Origin of the sequence: Pseudomonas putida (genome assembly GCF_028682395.1) — a bacterium.
GTDB lineage: Bacteria > Pseudomonadota > Gammaproteobacteria > Pseudomonadales > Pseudomonadaceae > Aquipseudomonas > Aquipseudomonas putida_AB.
The window spans coordinates 1-17819 of the sequence record NZ_JANHLC010000015.1 but is presented as its reverse complement, the minus strand read 5'-3'; the positions used below and the strand labels follow the sequence as shown (position 1 = coordinate 17819).

General features: G+C 59.8%; 20 protein-coding genes. 11 read left to right on the top strand and 9 right to left on the bottom strand.

The window, feature by feature from the left end:
- The first annotated feature begins 43 nt into the window (after nucleotides 1–43).
- The 7 genes from rpe (at nucleotide 44) to NPS46_RS24155 (ending at nucleotide 6366) form a co-directional block, all read left to right on the top strand.
- Nucleotides 44–718 (top strand): ribulose-phosphate 3-epimerase, encoded by a 675-nt coding sequence (gene rpe, locus NPS46_RS24185; protein WP_274111722.1) that lies wholly within the window; start codon nucleotides 44–46, stop codon nucleotides 716–718.
- Nucleotides 715–1533, top strand: coding sequence for a phosphoglycolate phosphatase (locus NPS46_RS24180; RefSeq protein ID WP_274111720.1), 819 nt, complete (start codon nucleotides 715–717; stop codon nucleotides 1531–1533). Before rpe ends, NPS46_RS24180 begins: the two co-directional genes overlap by 4 nt.
- Before the next feature lie 72 nt (nucleotides 1534–1605).
- The gene (trpE, locus tag NPS46_RS24175) at nucleotides 1606–3093 is read left to right on the top strand and encodes an anthranilate synthase component I (protein WP_274111718.1); all 1488 of its coding nucleotides are present in this window, start codon (nucleotides 1606–1608) and stop codon (nucleotides 3091–3093) included.
- A gap of 12 nt (nucleotides 3094–3105) precedes the next feature.
- On the top strand, nucleotides 3106–3699 hold the full coding sequence (locus NPS46_RS24170; RefSeq protein WP_274111716.1) for an aminodeoxychorismate/anthranilate synthase component II: 594 nt from the start codon (nucleotides 3106–3108) through the stop codon (nucleotides 3697–3699).
- A 9-nt stretch (nucleotides 3700–3708) separates the two neighbouring features.
- Complete coding sequence (gene trpD / locus NPS46_RS24165) at nucleotides 3709–4758, top strand: anthranilate phosphoribosyltransferase (protein ID WP_274111714.1); 1050 nt, start codon at nucleotides 3709–3711, stop codon at nucleotides 4756–4758.
- Complete coding sequence (gene trpC, locus NPS46_RS24160) at nucleotides 4755–5591, top strand: indole-3-glycerol phosphate synthase TrpC (RefSeq protein WP_274111712.1); 837 nt, start codon at nucleotides 4755–4757, stop codon at nucleotides 5589–5591. The genes trpD and trpC overlap by 4 nt, the downstream gene beginning before the upstream one ends.
- A gap of 73 nt (nucleotides 5592–5664) precedes the next feature.
- Complete coding sequence (locus NPS46_RS24155) at nucleotides 5665–6366, top strand: lipoate--protein ligase family protein (RefSeq protein ID WP_274111710.1); 702 nt, start codon at nucleotides 5665–5667, stop codon at nucleotides 6364–6366.
- On the opposite strand, the gene crp is transcribed toward NPS46_RS24155, so the two are convergent.
- Nucleotides 6363–7007, bottom strand: coding sequence for a cAMP-activated global transcriptional regulator CRP (crp, locus tag NPS46_RS24150; RefSeq protein WP_274111708.1), 645 nt, complete (start codon nucleotides 7005–7007; stop codon nucleotides 6363–6365). The genes NPS46_RS24155 and crp overlap by 4 nt on opposite strands.
- 210 nt (nucleotides 7008–7217) lie before the next feature.
- On the opposite strand from crp, the gene NPS46_RS24145 reads away from it, so the two are divergent.
- Entirely contained in the window at nucleotides 7218–7640 is a 423-nt protein-coding gene (locus NPS46_RS24145; protein WP_122784190.1) for an OsmC family protein, read from the top strand.
- A gap of 100 nt (nucleotides 7641–7740) precedes the next feature.
- Here the strand turns inward: NPS46_RS24145 and coq7 are convergent, their stop codons facing one another.
- The 6 genes from coq7 to hemJ all read right to left on the bottom strand — a co-directional run bounded on the left by coq7 (nucleotide 7741) and on the right by hemJ (nucleotide 12165).
- A complete protein-coding gene (gene coq7, locus NPS46_RS24140; protein WP_274111705.1) occupies nucleotides 7741–8388 on the bottom strand; it encodes a 2-polyprenyl-3-methyl-6-methoxy-1,4-benzoquinone monooxygenase in 648 nt (215 codons plus the stop codon).
- Between the two features lie 128 nt (nucleotides 8389–8516).
- Nucleotides 8517–8855 carry a histidine triad nucleotide-binding protein gene (locus NPS46_RS24135; protein ID WP_274111703.1) on the bottom strand — a complete coding sequence of 113 codons (339 nt, stop codon included), beginning with the start codon at nucleotides 8853–8855 and terminating at the stop codon, nucleotides 8517–8519.
- Between the two features lie 72 nt (nucleotides 8856–8927).
- A complete protein-coding gene (locus NPS46_RS24130) occupies nucleotides 8928–9716 on the bottom strand; it encodes an SDR family NAD(P)-dependent oxidoreductase (protein WP_274111702.1) in 789 nt (262 codons plus the stop codon).
- A 93-nt stretch (nucleotides 9717–9809) separates the two neighbouring features.
- Nucleotides 9810–10646, bottom strand: coding sequence for a DUF805 domain-containing protein (locus NPS46_RS24125; RefSeq protein WP_274111700.1), 837 nt, complete (start codon nucleotides 10644–10646; stop codon nucleotides 9810–9812).
- Between the two features lie 94 nt (nucleotides 10647–10740).
- Nucleotides 10741–11712, bottom strand: coding sequence for an NAD(P)H-dependent flavin oxidoreductase (locus NPS46_RS24120; protein ID WP_274111698.1), 972 nt, complete (start codon nucleotides 11710–11712; stop codon nucleotides 10741–10743).
- 24 nt (nucleotides 11713–11736) lie between these two features.
- A complete protein-coding gene (gene hemJ, locus NPS46_RS24115; protein WP_274111696.1) occupies nucleotides 11737–12165 on the bottom strand; it encodes a protoporphyrinogen oxidase HemJ in 429 nt (142 codons plus the stop codon).
- Between the two features lie 136 nt (nucleotides 12166–12301).
- On the opposite strand from hemJ, the gene argC reads away from it, so the two are divergent.
- Both argC and erpA read left to right on the top strand, forming a co-directional pair.
- On the top strand, nucleotides 12302–13336 hold the full coding sequence (gene argC / locus NPS46_RS24110; protein ID WP_274111694.1) for an N-acetyl-gamma-glutamyl-phosphate reductase: 1035 nt from the start codon (nucleotides 12302–12304) through the stop codon (nucleotides 13334–13336).
- A gap of 147 nt (nucleotides 13337–13483) precedes the next feature.
- Complete coding sequence (gene erpA, locus NPS46_RS24105) at nucleotides 13484–13834, top strand: iron-sulfur cluster insertion protein ErpA (protein WP_274111692.1); 351 nt, start codon at nucleotides 13484–13486, stop codon at nucleotides 13832–13834.
- Nucleotides 13835–13892: 58 nt separating this feature from the next.
- Here the strand turns inward: erpA and NPS46_RS24100 are convergent, their stop codons facing one another.
- Nucleotides 13893–14984 (bottom strand): anhydro-N-acetylmuramic acid kinase, encoded by a 1092-nt coding sequence (locus NPS46_RS24100; RefSeq protein ID WP_274111690.1) that lies wholly within the window; start codon nucleotides 14982–14984, stop codon nucleotides 13893–13895.
- Nucleotides 14985–14987: 3 nt separating this feature from the next.
- Nucleotides 14988–16400: a peptidoglycan DD-metalloendopeptidase family protein gene (locus tag NPS46_RS24095; protein ID WP_274111688.1), complete on the bottom strand. Its 1413-nt coding sequence runs from the start codon at nucleotides 16398–16400 to the stop codon at nucleotides 14988–14990.
- A gap of 210 nt (nucleotides 16401–16610) precedes the next feature.
- On the opposite strand from NPS46_RS24095, the gene tyrS reads away from it, so the two are divergent.
- The gene (tyrS, locus tag NPS46_RS24090) at nucleotides 16611–17810 is read left to right on the top strand and encodes a tyrosine--tRNA ligase (protein ID WP_274111686.1); all 1200 of its coding nucleotides are present in this window, start codon (nucleotides 16611–16613) and stop codon (nucleotides 17808–17810) included.
- The last annotated feature ends 9 nt before the right edge of the window (nucleotides 17811–17819 follow it).

Below are 17819 nucleotides of genomic sequence, written 5' to 3'. Positions count from 1 at the left end.
ATACAATGCGCGCCACCGTGATTCCGCTCAAAAAAGGTGCGTCATGCAGCCCTTCGCAATTGCTCCGTCGATTCTCTCCGCCGACTTCGCCCGCCTGGGTGAGGAAGTGGACAATGTTCTCGCCGCCGGCGCCGACATCGTGCACTTCGATGTCATGGACAACCACTATGTACCGAACCTGACCATCGGCCCGATGGTGTGTTCGGCACTGCGCAAGTACGGCGTGACCGCTCCCATCGACGCACACCTGATGGTCAGCCCGGTGGATCGGATCATCGGCGACTTTATCGAAGCCGGCGCGACCTATATCACCTTCCACCCGGAAGCCACGCTGCACGTCGACCGCTCCCTGCAGATGATCCGCGAAGGCGGCTGCAAGGCTGGCCTGGTGTTCAATCCGGCCACGTCCCTGGATGCACTCAAGTACGTGATGGACAAGGTCGACATGATTCTGCTGATGAGCGTCAACCCGGGTTTTGGCGGGCAGAAATTCATCCCTGCCACCCTCGACAAGCTGCGCGAAGCGCGGGCGCTGATCGATGCCAGCGGGCGTGACATCCGCCTGGAGATCGATGGCGGGGTCAACGTCAACAATATCCGTGAAATCGCTGCGGCGGGTGCCGACACCTTTGTCGCCGGCTCGGCCATTTTCAATGCCCCGGACTATCAGGACGTCATCGCCAAGATGCGTGCCGAACTGGCGCTGGCCCGTCCATGAGTGGCTTCGAGCAGCTGTTTCCTGGCGGCCTGCCCAAACTGGTGATGTTCGATCTAGACGGTACGTTGATCGATTCGGTGCCAGACCTGGCAGCCGCCGTGGATACCATGCTGCTCAAGCTTGGCCGCGCGCCCGTCGGGCTGGAGGCTGTGCGCCACTGGGTCGGCAACGGTGCCCCGGTGCTGGTGCGCCGTGCCCTGGCGGGCGATATCGACCACTCGGGTGTCGATGACGCCCTGGCCGAGCAGGCTCTGGATATTTTTATGGAGGCCTATGCCGACGGCCATGACCTGACCGTGGTCTATCCGGGCGTACGCGATACCCTGAAGTGGCTGCACAAACAGGGTGTGGAAATGGCCCTGATCACCAACAAGCCGGAACGTTTTGTCGCGCCGCTGCTGGACCAGATGAAGATCGGTCGTTATTTCCGCTGGATTATCGGCGGCGACACCTTGCCGCAGAAAAAACCCGACCCGGCGGCGCTGTTCTTTGTGATGAAGATGGCCAACGTCCCGGCGTCACAATCCCTGTTCATCGGCGACTCGCGCAGCGATGTCCAGGCGGCCAAGGCGGCCGGCGTGACCTGTGTGGCGTTGAGCTATGGCTATAACCATGGGCGCCCGATTGCCGAAGAAGAGCCGGCCTTGGTCATCGACGACCTGCGTGCGCTGCTCCCTGGTTGCTTAGATGATGGCACTGAGCTAAGGTCGTCGGATTCCGATAACACCCCTCCTAGAGATTCCATCGTGGTGGTCACTCGCAAACTCTGGATGAAAGTCATCAAGGCCTTGGCCCGCTGGCGTTGGCGCGCCTGACTTTAATCTGGCCGGACTGTTCCGGCGCGTTTGCATACCTGACTGTTTGACCCTCAAGCCACGAGGCTGATCATGACCCGCGAAGAATTCCTGCGTTTGGCCGCTGCCGGCTACAACCGTATTCCGCTTGCCTGCGAAACCCTTGCCGACTTCGACACGCCGCTGTCGATCTACCTGAAACTGGCCGACCAGCCGAACTCCTATCTGCTGGAGTCGGTTCAAGGCGGAGAAAAATGGGGCCGCTATTCGATCATTGGCCTGCCATGTCGCACAGTGCTGCGTGTGCACGACCACAGCGTGCGCATCAGCCACGATGGTGTGGAGATCGAAAGCCATGAAGTGGCGGATCCATTGGCGTTTGTCGAAACGTTCAAGGCTCGGTACAACGTGCCGTCCATTGCTGGGCTACCCCGTTTCAACGGTGGGCTGGTCGGCTACTTCGGCTACGACTGCGTGCGCTATGTCGAAAAACGCCTGGGCAAGTGCCCGAACCCGGATCCCCTGGGCGTGCCGGATATCTTGTTGATGGTGTCCGATGCTGTGGTGGTCTTCGACAACCTGGCCGGCAAGATGCATGCAATCGTGTTGGCCGACCCGGCCCAGGAAAATGCCTACGAGCAGGGCCAGGCGCGTCTGCAAGCCTTGCTCGAGCAACTGCGCCAGCCAATCACGCCGCGCCCGGGCCTGGATTTCAACCGGCAGCAGGCTGGCGACCCGGTTTTCCGCTCCAGCTTTACCCAGGCGGACTACGAGCGCGCGGTCGACACCATCAAGCAATACATCTTGGCCGGCGACTGCATGCAGGTGGTGCCGTCGCAACGTATGTCCATCGATTTCAAGGCCGCGCCTATCGATCTGTACCGGGCGCTGCGCTGCTTCAACCCGACGCCTTATATGTACTTCTTCAACTTCGGCGACTTCCATGTTGTCGGCAGTTCGCCGGAAGTGCTGGTGCGCGTCGAAGACAATCTGATTACCGTACGGCCGATTGCCGGGACCCGCCCGCGGGGCGCTACCGAGGAAGCCGACCGGGCGCTGGAAGAAGACTTGCTGTCCGATGACAAGGAAATTGCCGAGCACCTGATGCTGATCGACCTGGGCCGCAACGACACGGGCCGCGTTTCCGAGATCGGTTCGGTGAAACTCACCGAGAAGATGGTGATCGAGCGTTATTCCAACGTGATGCACATCGTTTCCAACGTCACCGGGCAGTTGAAGGAAGGCCTGACGGCAATGGATGCCCTGCGGGCGATCCTGCCGGCGGGCACGTTGTCTGGCGCGCCGAAAATTCGTGCGATGGAAATTATCGATGAACTGGAGCCGGTCAAGCGTGGGGTCTACGGCGGTGCCGTGGGCTATTTTGCGTGGAACGGCAATATGGACACGGCCATTGCGATCCGCACTGCGGTGATCAAGGACGGCGAGTTGCATGTGCAGGCCGGCGGCGGGATTGTCGCTGACTCCGTGCCGGCCCTGGAGTGGGAAGAGACGCTGAACAAGCGCCGCGCGATGTTCCGCGCCGTTGCGCTCGCTGAACAACCCCCCAAGTCCGACGCCTGAGGAGCTTTTGCCATGTTGTTGATGATCGATAATTACGACTCTTTTACCTATAACGTCGTGCAATACCTCGGTGAGTTGGGCGCGGATGTCAAAGTCGTGCGCAATGACGAATTGAGCGTCGCCGAGATTGCGGCCCTCAACCCCGAGCGTATCGTGGTGTCCCCCGGCCCGTGCACGCCGACCGAAGCCGGGATCTCCCTGGAAGCCATTCGTTATTTCGCCGGCAAGCTGCCGATCCTGGGTGTGTGCCTGGGCCATCAATCCATCGGCCAGGCTTTTGGCGGCGATGTGGTGCGTGCCCGGCAAGTGATGCACGGCAAGACCAGCCCTTTGTTCCACGAAGGCAAAGGCGTGTTCGCTGGCCTGAACATGCCATTGACCGTGACGCGTTACCACTCGCTGGTGGTCAAGCGCGAAACCTTGCCCGACTGCCTTGAGTTGACCGCCTGGACCCAGTTGGCCGACGGCTCGGTCGACGAGATCATGGGCTTGCGCCACAAGACATTGAACGTCGAAGGGGTGCAGTTCCACCCCGAATCGATTCTTTCCGAGCAGGGCCACGAGCTGTTCGCTAACTTTCTCAAGCAAACCGGCGGCACGCGCTAAGGACTTTTCATGGATATCAAGACTGCCCTGAGCCGTATCGTCGGCCATCTGGACCTGAGCACCGAAGAAATGCGCGATGTCATGCGCGAGATCATGACCGGCCAATGCAGCGATGCGCAGATTGGCGCCTTTATGATGGCGATGCGCATGAAGAGCGAGAGCATCGATGAAATCGTCGGAGCCGTCTCCGTGATGCGCGAGCTGGCGGACAAGGTCGAGCTCAAGACCCTCGACGGTGTAGTCGACGTGGTCGGCACCGGCGGTGATGGCGCGAACATTTTCAACGTCTCCACCGCATCGGCTTTTGTCGTGGCGGCGGCGGGCTGCACCGTGGCCAAGCACGGTAACCGTGCCGTGTCGGGCAAGAGCGGCAGTGCCGATCTGCTTGAAGCTGCCGGGATCTATCTGAACCTGACACCGGTCCAGGTGGCGCGCTGTATCGATAATGTGGGTATCGGCTTTATGTTCGCCCAAAGCCATCACGGTGCTATGAAGCACGCCGCAGGCCCACGTCGTGACCTGGGCCTGCGCACCCTGTTCAATATGCTCGGCCCGCTTACGAATCCGGCCGGGGTCAAACATCAGGTCGTCGGGGTATTCTCCCAGGCGCTCTGCCGGCCACTGGCTGAAGTGTTGCAGCGCATGGGCAGCAAGCATGTGCTGGTGGTGCACTCCCAGGATGGCCTGGATGAGTTCAGTCTGGCTGCGCCGACCTACGTGGCCGAGCTGAAAAATGACCAGATCAGCGAGTACTGGGTTCAGCCTGAAGACCTTGGCATCAAGAGCCAGAGCCTGTTCGGCCTGGTGGTCGAGAGCCCGGCGGCCTCGTTGGAGTTGATCCGCGATGCCCTGGGTCGACGCAAGACCGAAAACGGCCAGAAAGCCGCGGAAATGATCGTGCTCAATGCTGGTGCCGCGTTGTATGCGGCCGACCACGCCTATAGTCTCAAGGAGGGTGTGGCATTGGCCCACGATGCACTGCATACCGGGCTGGCTCGGGAGAAGCTCGAAGAGCTGGGTGCGTTCACCGCAGTTTTCAAGCAGGAGAATGAAGGATGAGTGTGCCGACGGTTCTGGAGAGTATTCTCGCGCGTAAAGTCGAGGAAGTGGCCGAGCGCAGCGCCCGGGTCAGCCTGGCCGAACTGGAGCGCCTGGCCGCCTTGGCCGATGCGCCGCGTGGCTTTGCCAATGCGTTGCTGGCACAGGCCAAGCTCAAGCAGCCGGCGGTGATCGCTGAGATCAAGAAGGCGTCGCCGAGCAAGGGTGTGATCCGCGAGGATTTCGTCCCGGCCGACATTGCCAAGAGCTACCAGAAGGGTGGGGCGACCTGCCTGTCGGTACTGACGGATGTCGATTACTTCCAGGGCGCCGATGTCTATCTGCAGCAGGCTCGTGCGGCCTGTACGCTGCCGGTGATCCGTAAGGATTTCATGATCGACCCGTACCAGATTGTCGAAGCCCGGGCATTGGGCGCCGATTGTGTGCTGTTGATCGTTTCAGCACTCGATGACGTGAAAATGGCCGAGTTGGCGGCTGTCGCCAAGGGTGTGGGTCTCGATGTACTGGTGGAAGTCCATGACGGCGCCGAGCTGGATCGCGCGTTGAAAACCCTTGATACCCCGCTATTGGGGATCAATAACCGCAACCTGCATACGTTCGAAGTCAGCCTGGAAACCACCCTTGACCTGCTGCCGCGCATCCCCCGTGACCGCCTGGTCATCACGGAGAGCGGAATCCTCAATCGGGCGGATGTCGAGCTGATGGAAATCAGTGAGGTCTATGCTTTCCTGGTGGGCGAGGCATTTATGCGTGCGCCAAATCCGGGAGCCGAGTTGCAGCGCCTGTTCTTTCCCGAGCGCGGTGTGGCTGTGAGTGGTTCGACGCTGGACTGATCCGGCGCATGGCTTGCCTCTGCCGGCAGAGGCAAGCCTGCTGCTGAACAACACCTTCCCAGGACATCCACCGATGACCTTGCCCGTTGTGCTTAGCGTTGAAGAGGGCCTGCGTGCCGAGCAGGATCTGCTGGCGGCAGTCTGCGCCGGTGAACAGGATTACGGGCTGCTGTTCTGGCAGCCGGGCGATCATGCCCTGGTGATGCCGCGCCGCTTGAGTCGCCTGCCGGGCTTCGATGCGGCCTGCCAGGCGTCGGCCCACAGTGGCTGGCCGGTATTGCTGCGTGAAACCGGTGGGGAACCGGTCCCGCAGTCGGCCTCGACCATCAATATCGCATTGGTCTACGCACCGCCGCGTAGCGAGGGCGATCAGGGGCGAATCGAAACCGGTTATCGGCGTCTGTGCCAGCCCATCTGCGATGAGTTGAGTGCGTTGGGTGGCGAGCCGTCACTCGGGGAAATCGACGGTGCGTTCTGTGACGGTCGATTCAACGTCAATCTGGCCGGGCGCAAGCTGGTCGGCACTGCGCAACGCTGGCGCCAGAGCCAGGGGGGCACTCGCCCGGTGGGCCTGGTCCACGGTGCATTGCTGATGGATAACGAGCGTGAGTCGATGGTCGCGGCGGTCAATCGCTTCAATCAGGCTTGTGGGCTGGCGCAGCGTTGCCGTGCCGAGAGCCATATCGCCTTGCATGAAGCCTTTAGCGCGCCGGATTTTATTGGGTGCCTGGCCGAGCGCTATCAGCAGATGCTGGCACAGGTTTTTCGCGCCTAGCGAGTGCCGAACACCACCATGGTTTTGCCTTTGACGTTGACCAGGTTCTGTTCTTCAAGGTCCTTGAGCACACGGCCGACCATTTCCCGGGAACAGCCAACGATCCGGCCAATCTCCTGACGCGTGATTTTGATTTGCATGCCGTCGGGGTGGGTCATGGCATCCGGCTGCTTGCACAGTTCCAGCAGGCAGCGGGCCACTCGGCCTGTGACATCAAAGAACGCCAGATCGCCGACTTTGCGTGTGGTGTTGCGTAGGCGCTGGGCCATCTGGCCACTGAGGGCATAGAGAATGTCCGGGTCCTGCTGGGCCAGCTCGCGGAATTTGACGTAGCTGATCTGGGCCACTTCACATTCGATCTTGGTCCTGACCCAGGCGCTGCGCTGTTGCTCGTGGCCGGCTTCCTCAAACAGACCCAGCTCACCGAAGAAGTCACCGCTATTAAGGTAGGCAATGATCATTTCGCGACCGTCGTCGTCTTCGATCAGCACCGTGACCGAGCCTTTGACGATGTAGAACAAGGTATCCGAGCGTTCGCCGGCACAGATGATATTGCTCTTGGCCGGATAGCGCTGCCGCTGGCAGTGCATCAGCAGTTTTTCGAGGTTCTTGATCTTGGGGGTGGGCGCAAGCGCAGCCATGGTGGTATCTCGGGAAGCGGCACGGTTTGGTAGGGTTCTTATCGTAGTGGCGGAGCGCCATTGGTTTGGCGTCAGTTTACCAGACACTCTGCCTGTGAGCCGGGGGAATTTCTATCGTTGCTCAGCGCCTTTGGTGTCAATCTTGAAAGCAGGCATGGCGGAACGCTGTGCTAAGCTGGCGCCCCTTTTTTCAGCAGTGGAGTCTTGGCGATGAAGGCACGCATCCAATGGGCTGGCGAAGCCATGTTCCTCGGTGAGTCGGGCAGTGGCCATGTTGTGGTGATGGATGGTCCGCCGGAAAGTGGCGGGCGCAACCTGGGTGTTCGCCCAATGGAAATGCTGTTGTTGGGACTCGGTGGCTGCAGCAACTTCGATGTCGTGAGCATTCTGAAGAAGTCGCGTCAGGCTGTGGAAAGCTGCGAGGCATTTCTGGAAGCCGAACGCGCCACGGAAGACCCCAAGGTCTTCACCAAGATCCATTTGCATTTCGTGGTCAAGGGGCGCGGGTTGAAAGAAGCCCAGGTCAAGCGCGCGATCGAGTTGTCGGCCGAGAAGTACTGCTCGGCGTCGATCATGCTGGGCGCGGCCGGTGTTGCCATCAGCCATGACTATGAGATCGTCGAACTCGGTTGAGCTGACATCGATCTTCCACGCGGGCCTTGAGCGCGTGCGTGTGGCAAAAATGGGGCGCTCGATGAGCGCCCCATTTTCATACCCGCCATAAACCTCTGGATCAGATCCGGTAGGTACTTTTGGTCATGACCTTGGCCAGCAGGCTCATGCCGAACTTCACGGGCGCCGGGAATCGGTAGCCACCGGCTTGCAGGGCTGTCTCGGCATGATGTTCTTCGTCGATGCGCATCTGTTCCAGAATGGCCCGGGACTTTTCGTCTGTGGCCGGAATCTGTTCCAGGTGTTCGTTCAGGTGCTTGCAGACCTGATCTTCGGTGGCGGCCACGAATCCAAGGCTCACTTTGTCGCTGATCAGCCCAGCCGCGGCACCGATGCCAAAAGACAGGCCATAGAACAGCGGGTTGAGAATGCTGGGATGGCTGCCCAGTTGGCGAATACGTTGTTCGCACCAGACCAGGTGGTCGATTTCTTCCTCGGCCGCATGTTCCATGGCGGCGCGGACCTGCGGCAGCTTGGCCGTCAGGGCCTGGCCCTGGTACAACGCCTGGGCACAGACTTCGCCGGTATGGTTGATGCGCATCAGGCCTGCAACATGACGGGCCTCTTCATCGCTCATTTCGGCTTCGGGCTGGACGATGGCCGGGGATGGCCGATACGGCTGGCCGCTAAAAGGCAGCAGGGTGCGCATGGCGGTGTCAGCTTGCAGGAGCAGACGGTCAATCGGCGAGTAGTGACGTTGGGTAGTCATGCTTACCTCCGGAAAAAATCACGGCGGCCAGTTTAACCCAATCGGCAGGGCAAGGTTTGCGCTGGATCACGGGGGAATGGCGAGCGGGCTCGCCCCAACAGTGCTGTTGGAGCGAGCCTAGGGCGGGCTCAGCCCGGCGGCCAGTTCATCTGACGCTGACCCAGTACGTGCATATGAATGTGATAAACGGTCTGGCCGCCCATCTCATTGCAGTTCATCACCACGCGAAAGCCTTCTTCGCAGCCCTGTTCCAGGGCCAGGCGCTGGGCCGTGAAGAGAATATGCCCGGCGAGGGCCTTGTCGTCTTCGGTGAGGTCGTTGAGCGTGCGTATCGGCTTTTTCGGGATAACCAGAAAATGTACAGGCGCCTGTGGCGCGATATCGTGGAAGGCCAGTACCTGATCGTCTTCGTAAATGATCCTGGCAGGTATTTCTCTGTTGATGATCTTGGTGAACAGAGTATCCACAGCTGTTTCTCCATTGTGTTGGTGCGCCCGAGTGTACTCAGGCACGTTCCGTGAGCCCAGTGTTTTGCGTGTTCAGCGCGGACATACCGAGCGGTTGATGGCGCCACTGATCTTGCGCACCAGCCAGCGCGTACCCAGACGGGGGCTGAGGGCGAGCCAGCGATTGCGCGCACCGGGGATAATGATGGCGCGGTTCTTGGCCAGCGCCCGCACGGTATACAGTGCCACCTCTTCGGGGCTGAGCATCCATTTGCTGTTGGCGAGCTTGCCGACCCGTAATTGCGCGGTATCGAAAAAGGCGGTGCGGGTGGGGCCAGGGCAGAGCACCGAGACCTTGATGCCGGTTTTCTTCAGCTCTTCGCGCAGGCCTTCGGAAAAGTGCAGGACATAGGCCTTGCTGGCGTAGTAGGTACTCATCCAGGGGCCGGGCTGAAAGGCGGCGACCGAGGCGACATTGAGAATCTGGCCGCCGCCCTGGACGGCCATGAGATTGCCGACGGTGTGACAAAGGCGGGTCAAGGCCAGGATGTTGAGTTCGATCAGGTCCTGCTCCGTACCCCAGTCCTGAGCCAGAAATGGCCCGCTGGTGCCGATCCCTGCGCAGTTGACCAGCAGGTCGATTCGCCGCTCGCCTTCTTCGAGCTCCAGCAGGAAGCCGGAAAGTCGCAGCGGTTCGCCAAGGTCACAGGCGCGTAGAAGCACCTCGACGCCGAAGCGTTGGGTCAGTTCCAGGGCAATGGTTTCCAGGGTATCGCGCTGGCGGGCCACCAGGAGCAGGTTGTGGCCACGGCGGGCCAGCGCTTCGGCCATGGCCAGGCCGATACCGCTGGAAGCACCGGTGATCAGGGCGTAACGGGTCATGCAGAATCTCCATCGGTACGGCCGCGAGCGTGTCGTCGCGTGTTTTTTGCTTGCCGATAGTCTACAGCCAGATAGCGCCCTGCCGGGTGTTGATCAGTTACTCAATGCGGCGCCAAGCAAGGCCAGGCTGCCACCGACAAGCGTCAAGCCCAGGAACAGGAATGCCAGGATGATCACGCCAATCCAGATCCAGGCCAGAACCTTGACCGATGTGCTGTTCGGTGGCGGAGGCGGCCCATAGAGGTTGGCCTGTGGGTGGCCTGGCATCACCAGGATCAGAATCGAGAAGATCGTGTTTACCACGGGCACCAAATTGAGCAGCATCAGCCAGGCGGACCAACCCAGATCATGCAGGCGTTTGGCCGTGATCACGACCATGACGAAAGCCAGGGCAATACAGGAGGCAATGAGCAGCAGCATACCCAAGGCTTGCGAAGCCTGCGTCAGCAGTGCGCTGATCCCCATGGTCGGTATGCAGGCGAACAACAGAACCATCGACCAGGCCAGGTAGCGCATGCGCCCGATGCGTCCCTCCACGGAAAATACTTTGAGCTCGGCATACTCGCCCTGGGTGGCGTCGAGTGGGGTTTGCGGCGGTGCATAGGGTGATGCGGGCTCCACCGGCGCCGGCGCGGGGGCGGAGACAGACGTCGCCGGTGCCGGGTGGCTGACCTCGTCAAGGTCGAGGCTCAATTCGGGTTGGGCTTGCAGTCGTGCATTGAGGCCGGCACCCAGTAGAGCATCGAGATACTTCTGGGCATCGGCTTGCGTGAGGTCGCGCTTGAGGGCAACGGGCGCGCCGGTGAACAAGCGCTCGATGGCCGCGACATCGGTTTTGAAAAGCTCTGCCAGATTGTACTTGGCGGTGGTCAATTCGACCCCGGGAAGCAGTGTCCCGTCGAAGACTACATTGAAGCGGGTTTCGGTCATGCCGGGGCATCCTTGTCGTAGGGGCTTGCGAAGCTTTTGGAAATAACGGCGCTCATTCTATAGAAAACCCGCCGAAAGGCGGGTTTGGATTCTCTCAAGAACGTGGCCAGCGCTTGGGTAGCTGGGCAGCTCGCTCAAGGGCTTCACGGTATTCGCGGTCCAGGCGTGCGACCAACTCGTCGACGCTGGGCGTATCGTCGATTTCTCCGACGCCCTGACCGGCCGACCAGACGGTTTTCCAGGCCTTGGCTTCGTCGCTCAGGGGTTTGAGTTTGGAGCCGAAGTTCACTTCGCCCTTGCCTTGCAGGGCGGCGAGGTCGAAGCCGGCATTTTCCAGGCTCTGGCGCATAAAGCTTGCCGGCACCCCCGAGACCGCAGCGGTATGGACAATATCGGCGGCATGGGACGTCAGCAGCATCTGCTTGTAGGCTTCTGGTGCATGGCTTTCTTGCGTGCCGATAAAACGTGTGCCGAAGTACGCCAGGTCCGCCCCCAGCAACTGGGCTGCGAGCACTTCGTGACCATGGTTGAGGCAGCCGGCCAGCAGCAGGGTTTTGTCGAAGAATTGCCGGATTTCGGCGATCAGGGCAAATGGGCTCCAGGTCCCGGCGTGCCCACCTGCGCCAGCGGCGACCGCGATCAAGCCGTCGACCCCGGCCTCGGCCGCTTTTTCGGCGTGACGACGAGTGGTTACATCATGGAAGACCAGGCCGCCGTAGCTGTGCACGGCGTCCACCAGCTCCTTGACCGCCCCGAGGCTGGTGATCACGATCGGCACTTTGTGCTCGATGCAGATCGCCAGATCAGCCTCAAGGCGTGGATTGCTGTTGTGTACGATCAGATTGACCGCATACGGCGCCGGGTTCTCCAGTTCTGCCAGTCCCGCTTCGATTTCTTCCAGCCAGGCCTTGAAGCCGCTGCTTTCACGTTGGTTCAGTGCCGGGAAACTCCCGACTACGCCATTGCGACAGCAGGCCAGTACCAGTTGCGGGTTGGAAATCAGGAACATCGGCGCAGCCACCACGGGCAGGCGCAGACGTTGTTCAAGCAAAGCGGGCAGCGACATTGGAGGTACCCCGAGTGATTGAAGTTAGAACGGTTTGACCACGACCAAAATTACGATAGCCAGCAATATCAGAACCGGTACTTCATTGAACCAGCGATAAAAGACATGGCTGCGGGTGTTTTCGCCACGGGCAAAGCGTTTTACCTGTGCGCCGCACATATGGTGGTAACCGATGAGCAACACGACGAGGGTCAGTTTGGCGTGGATCCAGGCACCGGATTGAAAGATCGCAGGGTTGAGGTAGATCAGCCCGCCGCCGAATATCAGCGTGGCGATCATCGCCGGGCCCATGATGCCGCGGTAGAGCTTGCGCTCCATGACGCTGAAGCGTTCCTTGCTGACGGTGTCTTCACTTTGGGCGTGATACACGAACAGGCGTGGCAGGTAGAACAGCCCGGCAAACCAGCAGACGATGGCGACGATGTGGAAGGCTTTGATCCATAGATAGAGCATTTCTAGTTATTCCTAGGTTCACGGTAACTGAAGATAGTAGTGGCTCATGCGCCTGTACGTCACGTTGACGGTTGTCGCAGGGCGATGTGGCCCCTATTATCGACGGCTTTCCAGTGGGTTCGTTGAGGGCAGGTTTATGGTCAGGGTCGGTATCGTCGGCGGCACGGGTTACACCGGTGTCGAATTGCTGCGTCTGTTGGCACAGCATCCTCAGGCGCAAGTGGATGTCATCACTTCGCGATCCGAGGCAGGCCTGGCGGTTGCCGATATGTACCCGAACCTGCGCGGTCACTACGATGGCCTGGCCTTCAGTGTCCCGGACATCAAGACCCTGGGCGCCTGTGACGTGGTGTTCTTCGCCACTCCCCATGGCGTCGCCCATGCCCTCGCCGGTGAGTTGCTGGATGCAGGCACCAAGGTGATCGACCTCTCCGCCGACTTTCGTCTGCAGGACGCCGATGAGTGGGCCAAATGGTATGGCCAGCCTCATGGCGCGCCGGGACTGCTCGATGAAGCGGTCTATGGGCTGCCGGAGGTCAATCGCGAGAAGATCAAGGGGGCGCGCCTGATCGCTGTGCCGGGTTGCTATCCCACTGCCACCCAGCTGGGTTTTCTACCGCTGCTTGAGGCAGGCCTGGCGGATGCCTCTCGCTTGATCGCCGACTGCAAGTCCGGGGTCAGCGGCGCGGGGCGTGGCGCGAGCGTCGGTTCGTTGTATTCGGAAACTTCCGAAAGCATGAAGGCCTACGCGGTGAAGGGGCATCGTCATCTGCCCGAAATCCGGCAGGGCTTGCGCCGGGCAGCGGGCAAGGAGGTTGGCTTGACGTTTGTGCCGCACCTGACCCCGATGATCCGCGGCATTCACTCGACGTTGTATGCGACGGTCGTTGACCGTACCGTCGACCTGCAGGCGCTGTTCGAGAAGCGTTATGCCAATGAACCGTTTGTCGATGTCATGCCCGCCGGTAGTCATCCGGAAACCCGCAGCGTACGTGGTGCCAACGTGTGCCGGATCGCGGTGCACCGTCCGCAGGATGGCGAACTGGTCGTGGTCTTGTCGGTGATCGACAACCTGGTCAAGGGCGCGTCGGGCCAGGCCGTGCAGAACATGAATATCCTGTTTGGTCTGGATGAACGTCTGGGCCTGTCCCATGCGGGTATGCTGCCGTAGGTTCGCCGAATCGGTAAAAAGGCCCGCGATGCGGGCCTTTTGCATTCTTGGACTTCTAGCCAGGCAATAGTTGACCGATTTTCTCGGGGAAGCGGATAATGCCCGTCATCACGCATTATGGCGGCTTAACGCCGGGAGATATTGAGCATGAGCGTCGAATCGTTCACCCCCATGGCTTTGCAATTCACCCACGGTGCTGCGCACAAGGTGAAGAGTCTGGTCGATGAAGAGGGTAATGACCGCTTGAAGCTGCGCGTATTCGTAACAGGTGGCGGTTGTTCCGGTTTTCAGTACGGTTTCACTTTCGATGAGGAAGTGGCCGAAGACGATACCATTGTCGAGCGCGAAGGCGTCAGCCTGGTGGTCGACCCCATGAGTTTTCAGTACCTGGCCGGTGCTGAGGTGGATTATCAGGAAGGGCTGGAAGGGTCGCGCTTTGTGATCAAGAACCCGAATGCCACGACCACTTGCGGTTGCGGTTCTTCGTTCTCGATCTGATCCTTTGCAGTAGCCCGCAACGCCGCGTTGATTAACGCGGCGTTTTGCTTTCTGGCATTCAGGCGGGGTAGATCGCGCCCAGGACCCTGAGCCCGCGAGCGCCGGTAACGCTGGGGCGGTTGGCAGCTATGCCGTGCAGGCAGCAATGTGCGAGCCAGGCAAAGGCCATGGCCTCCACCCAGTCAGGGTCAATGCCGTGGGTAGCGGTGCTGCTGACGCGGGTGGTTGGCAGTAGGCTGGCGATTCGGTTCATCAGTGTGGCGTTATGGGCGCCGCCGCCGCAGACCAGCAACTCGTCCGTTTGTGGTTGGGCCGAGTGCAGTGACTCACAGATACTTTGTGCGGTCAGTTCGAGCAGGGTGGCCTGCACATTCTCGGTGGGTAGGCGCGGTAGGCTGGCCAAGCGGTTTTGCAGCCAGTCGAGGTTGAACACTTCGCGGCCGGTACTTTTCGGACCTTGGGTGGCGAAGAAGGGATCACTCGACAGCACACGCAGCAAACTTGGTTCAACCTGGCCGCTGGCGGCCCAGCGACCGTCACGATCATAGGGCTCGCTGCGCTGGTGTTGAATCCAGGCGTCGAGCAGAACATTGCCGGGTCCACAGTCGAAGCCCGCCACCGGGCGTTCGCTTTCAATCAGGCTGAGATTGCTGAAACCGCCGATATTAAGAACGGCACGGTGTCCTTCGCTGCGTTCGAACAGCGCTTCATGGAAGGCGGGAACCAGGGGCGCGCCCTGGCCGCCGGCCGCGACATCGCGGCGCCGGAAATCACTGACCACGCTAATTGAGGTTAATTCTGCAAGCAGGGCGGGGTTGCCAATCTGCACGGTAAAACCGCGAGCAGGTTCATGGCGGATGGTCTGGCCATGGCTGCCTATGGCCTGGATCGCGCTGGGCGTGAGGTTTTGTTGCTCAAGCAGGGTGTGAACGCCTTGGGCAGCCAGGCGAACCCAGTTGTTCTCGGCGATGGCGCTGCGGGCGATCTCGTCGGGACCGCTGGCGCAGAGCCCCAGCAGTTCTTCACGCAAGCTGTCGGGCATGGGGATGTAGTGAGTGGCGAGCAGCTTGATCCGGGGGTCGACCTCAATCAGGGCAATGTCCAGGCCATCGAGACTGGTCCCGGACATTATCCCGATATAAAGCGCCATGGCTTAGCGCTTGCTCGAGGCCAGCATGGTGGACTTTTCCTGATCCATGCGTGCCATCAACGGCTGGCTTTGCTGCAGGAAGCGCGCACGCTCCGATTTGGCAATTGGATCGGCCATAGGCAGCTTCTGCCCCAGCGGGTCGACGTGAACGCCGTTGACCTGGAACTCGTAGTGCAGATGCGGCCCGGTGGATAACCCGGTGGTGCCGATGTAGCCGATCACTTGGCCTTGCTTGACGGTACCGCCGGTAGTCACGCCCTTGGCGAAACCTTGCATATGGCCGTATAGGGTGCGGTAGCTATTACCGTGCTGGATGATCACGGTGTTGCCGTAACCGCCGCGGCGGCCGGCGAGCAGCACCTTGCCATCGCCGGCGGCCTTGATGGGGGTACCGCGCGGTGCTGCATAGTCGACGCCTTTGTGGGCGCGGATCTTGTTCAGGATCGGGTGCTTGCGGCCCATGGAGAAGCGCGAGCTGATGCGGGCGAAATCCACTGGGGTGCGAATGAAGGCCTTGCGCATGCTGTTGCCGTCAGCGGTGTAGTAACTGCTGGAGCCTTGCTTGTTGGTGTAGCGCACCGCGGTATAGGTCTTGCCGCGATTGGTGAAGCGGGCCGAGAGGATATTGCCGGTGCCGATGGTTTTACCGTTGACGACCTTTTGCTCGTAGATCACGTCGAACTCGTCACCCTGGCGAATGTCCTGGGCAAAATCGATGTCGTAGCCAAATACGCTGGCCATATCCATCGTCATGCTGTGGGACAGCCCGGCGCGTTGTGCGGACTGGGAAAGCGAGCTGTTGATCACGCCGTGTGCATAGGCCGAACGCAGGGTTGGCTTGGTGGTGACACGGCTGAACGCAAAGCCTTTGGGGCCTTTGGTCAGGGTAATGGTCTCGAGGTCGCTGACCTTGCTGTGCAGATTGCTCAGTTGCCCATTGGCATCGAGTTCGAACTCCAGCTTTTGACCATGCTTGAGTTTGCTGAACAGCTTGGCCTGCTTGTCGCTTGCCAATACCTCATGAACCGTTGTGGCAGGCAGGCCGACCTTGGCAAACAGGGTGGAAAGCGTGTCGCCTCTGGCCACGATAACTTCGCGGTGGCCCTCGACTTTAGGCTCCTGAACTTCCTGGGCGGTTTTTACCGGCTCTTGGCTGGCCTCTGTATTGCCTTCTATCTGGGCAAAGGGAGATGGGGTGCTGTCATTTGTGGCCTGGACGACATCTGGGGCGTCTTGGTCTTGTAACAATTGCTCTGCTGGGCTTTCAAGGTCCAGGTTGAGGGTAGTCTTTTTCGCTTCTACGTCGCTGGAAGGAAAGACCAGCAGGGCCAGGCTGAGCAGCGCAGCGATGCCGCTGGCTGCAATCAGGTGGGTCTTGGGATACAGCGGCGGCGCTTTAGGCGGTTCATTGATCATAGGTAATTTGACTTTGATAAAGATGAATTGGAAAAGATGACTGACATGATGAAGATGAAATAACTGTATAAAATATAACCAAATCATCTGCGAAGCAAGGCCGTAGGCGTTGGGCAGGCTGATGCACGCCTGTACGCTGGGCAAAACTTGTAATTAGTCGGCGATATTGTATGGTTGGTTCCCTTTGAATCTGAGCCTTGCGGGTTTGTTATGAAGTCGGTTGAAGAGCAGCTAGCGCTGATCAAACGTGGTGCGGAAGAGATACTGGTCGAGTCTGAACTGGTCGAAAAATTGAAGCGCGGCCAGCCGCTACGCATCAAGGCCGGTTTCGATCCGACTGCGCCGGATCTGCACCTGGGTCATACCGTGCTTATTAATAAGCTGCGTCAGTTTCAGGATCTGGGGCATCAGGTGATTTTCCTGATTGGTGACTTCACCGGGATGATTGGTGATCCAAGCGGCAAGAGTGCGACCCGTCCGCCGTTGACGCGAGAGCAGGTGCTCGACAACGCCGAGACCTATAAGAGCCAAGTGTTCAAGATTCTTGATCCGGCCAAGACCGAAGTTGCCTTCAACTCCACCTGGATGGACAAGATGGGGCCGGCAGATTTCATTCGCCTGACCTCGCAATACACCGTTGCTCGCATGCTTGAGCGGGATGATTTCGACAAGCGCTATACCACCAATCAGCCGATCGCCATTCACGAGTTCCTCTATCCGCTGGTCCAGGGCTATGACTCGGTGGCTTTGCGTGCGGACGTCGAGCTGGGTGGCACCGATCAGAAGTTCAACCTGCTGATGGGGCGCGAGCTTCAGCGTGGTTATGGGCAGGAAGCTCAGTGCATTCTGACCATGCCTCTGCTCGAGGGGTTGGATGGCGTCAAGAAGATGTCCAAGTCGCTGGGTAACTACGTAGGTATCCAGGAAGCGCCGGGTGTCATGTACAGCAAGCTCGTCTCTATTCCTGATGCGTTGATGTGGCGTTACTTTGAGCTGCTTAGCTTCCGCTCCATGGAAGAGATCCTTTCCTTTAAGGCTGATGTCGAGGCTGGGGCTAACCCGCGCGATATCAAGATCAAGCTGGCCGAAGAGATCGTGGCGCGCTTCCATGGCGAAGAGGCTGCGGCCAATGCGCATCGGGCAGCGGGCAACCGTATGAAAGATGGCGAGCTGCCGGATGATCTGCCGGAAGTCACCTTGGCTGCTTCCGAGGATATGCCAATTGCAGCGGTGCTTAATAAAGCAGGCTTGGTGAAGAACTCGGCAGTGGCTCGCGACCTGCTCGGCTCGGGTGGTGTGCGTATAGATGGTGAGGTGGTCGATCGCTCCTATATATATGCGCTGGGATCGACTCATGTTTGCCAGGCGGGGAAGAAGGCTTTTGCGCGTATCACGCTCAAGTCGGAATAAAACCTGAAA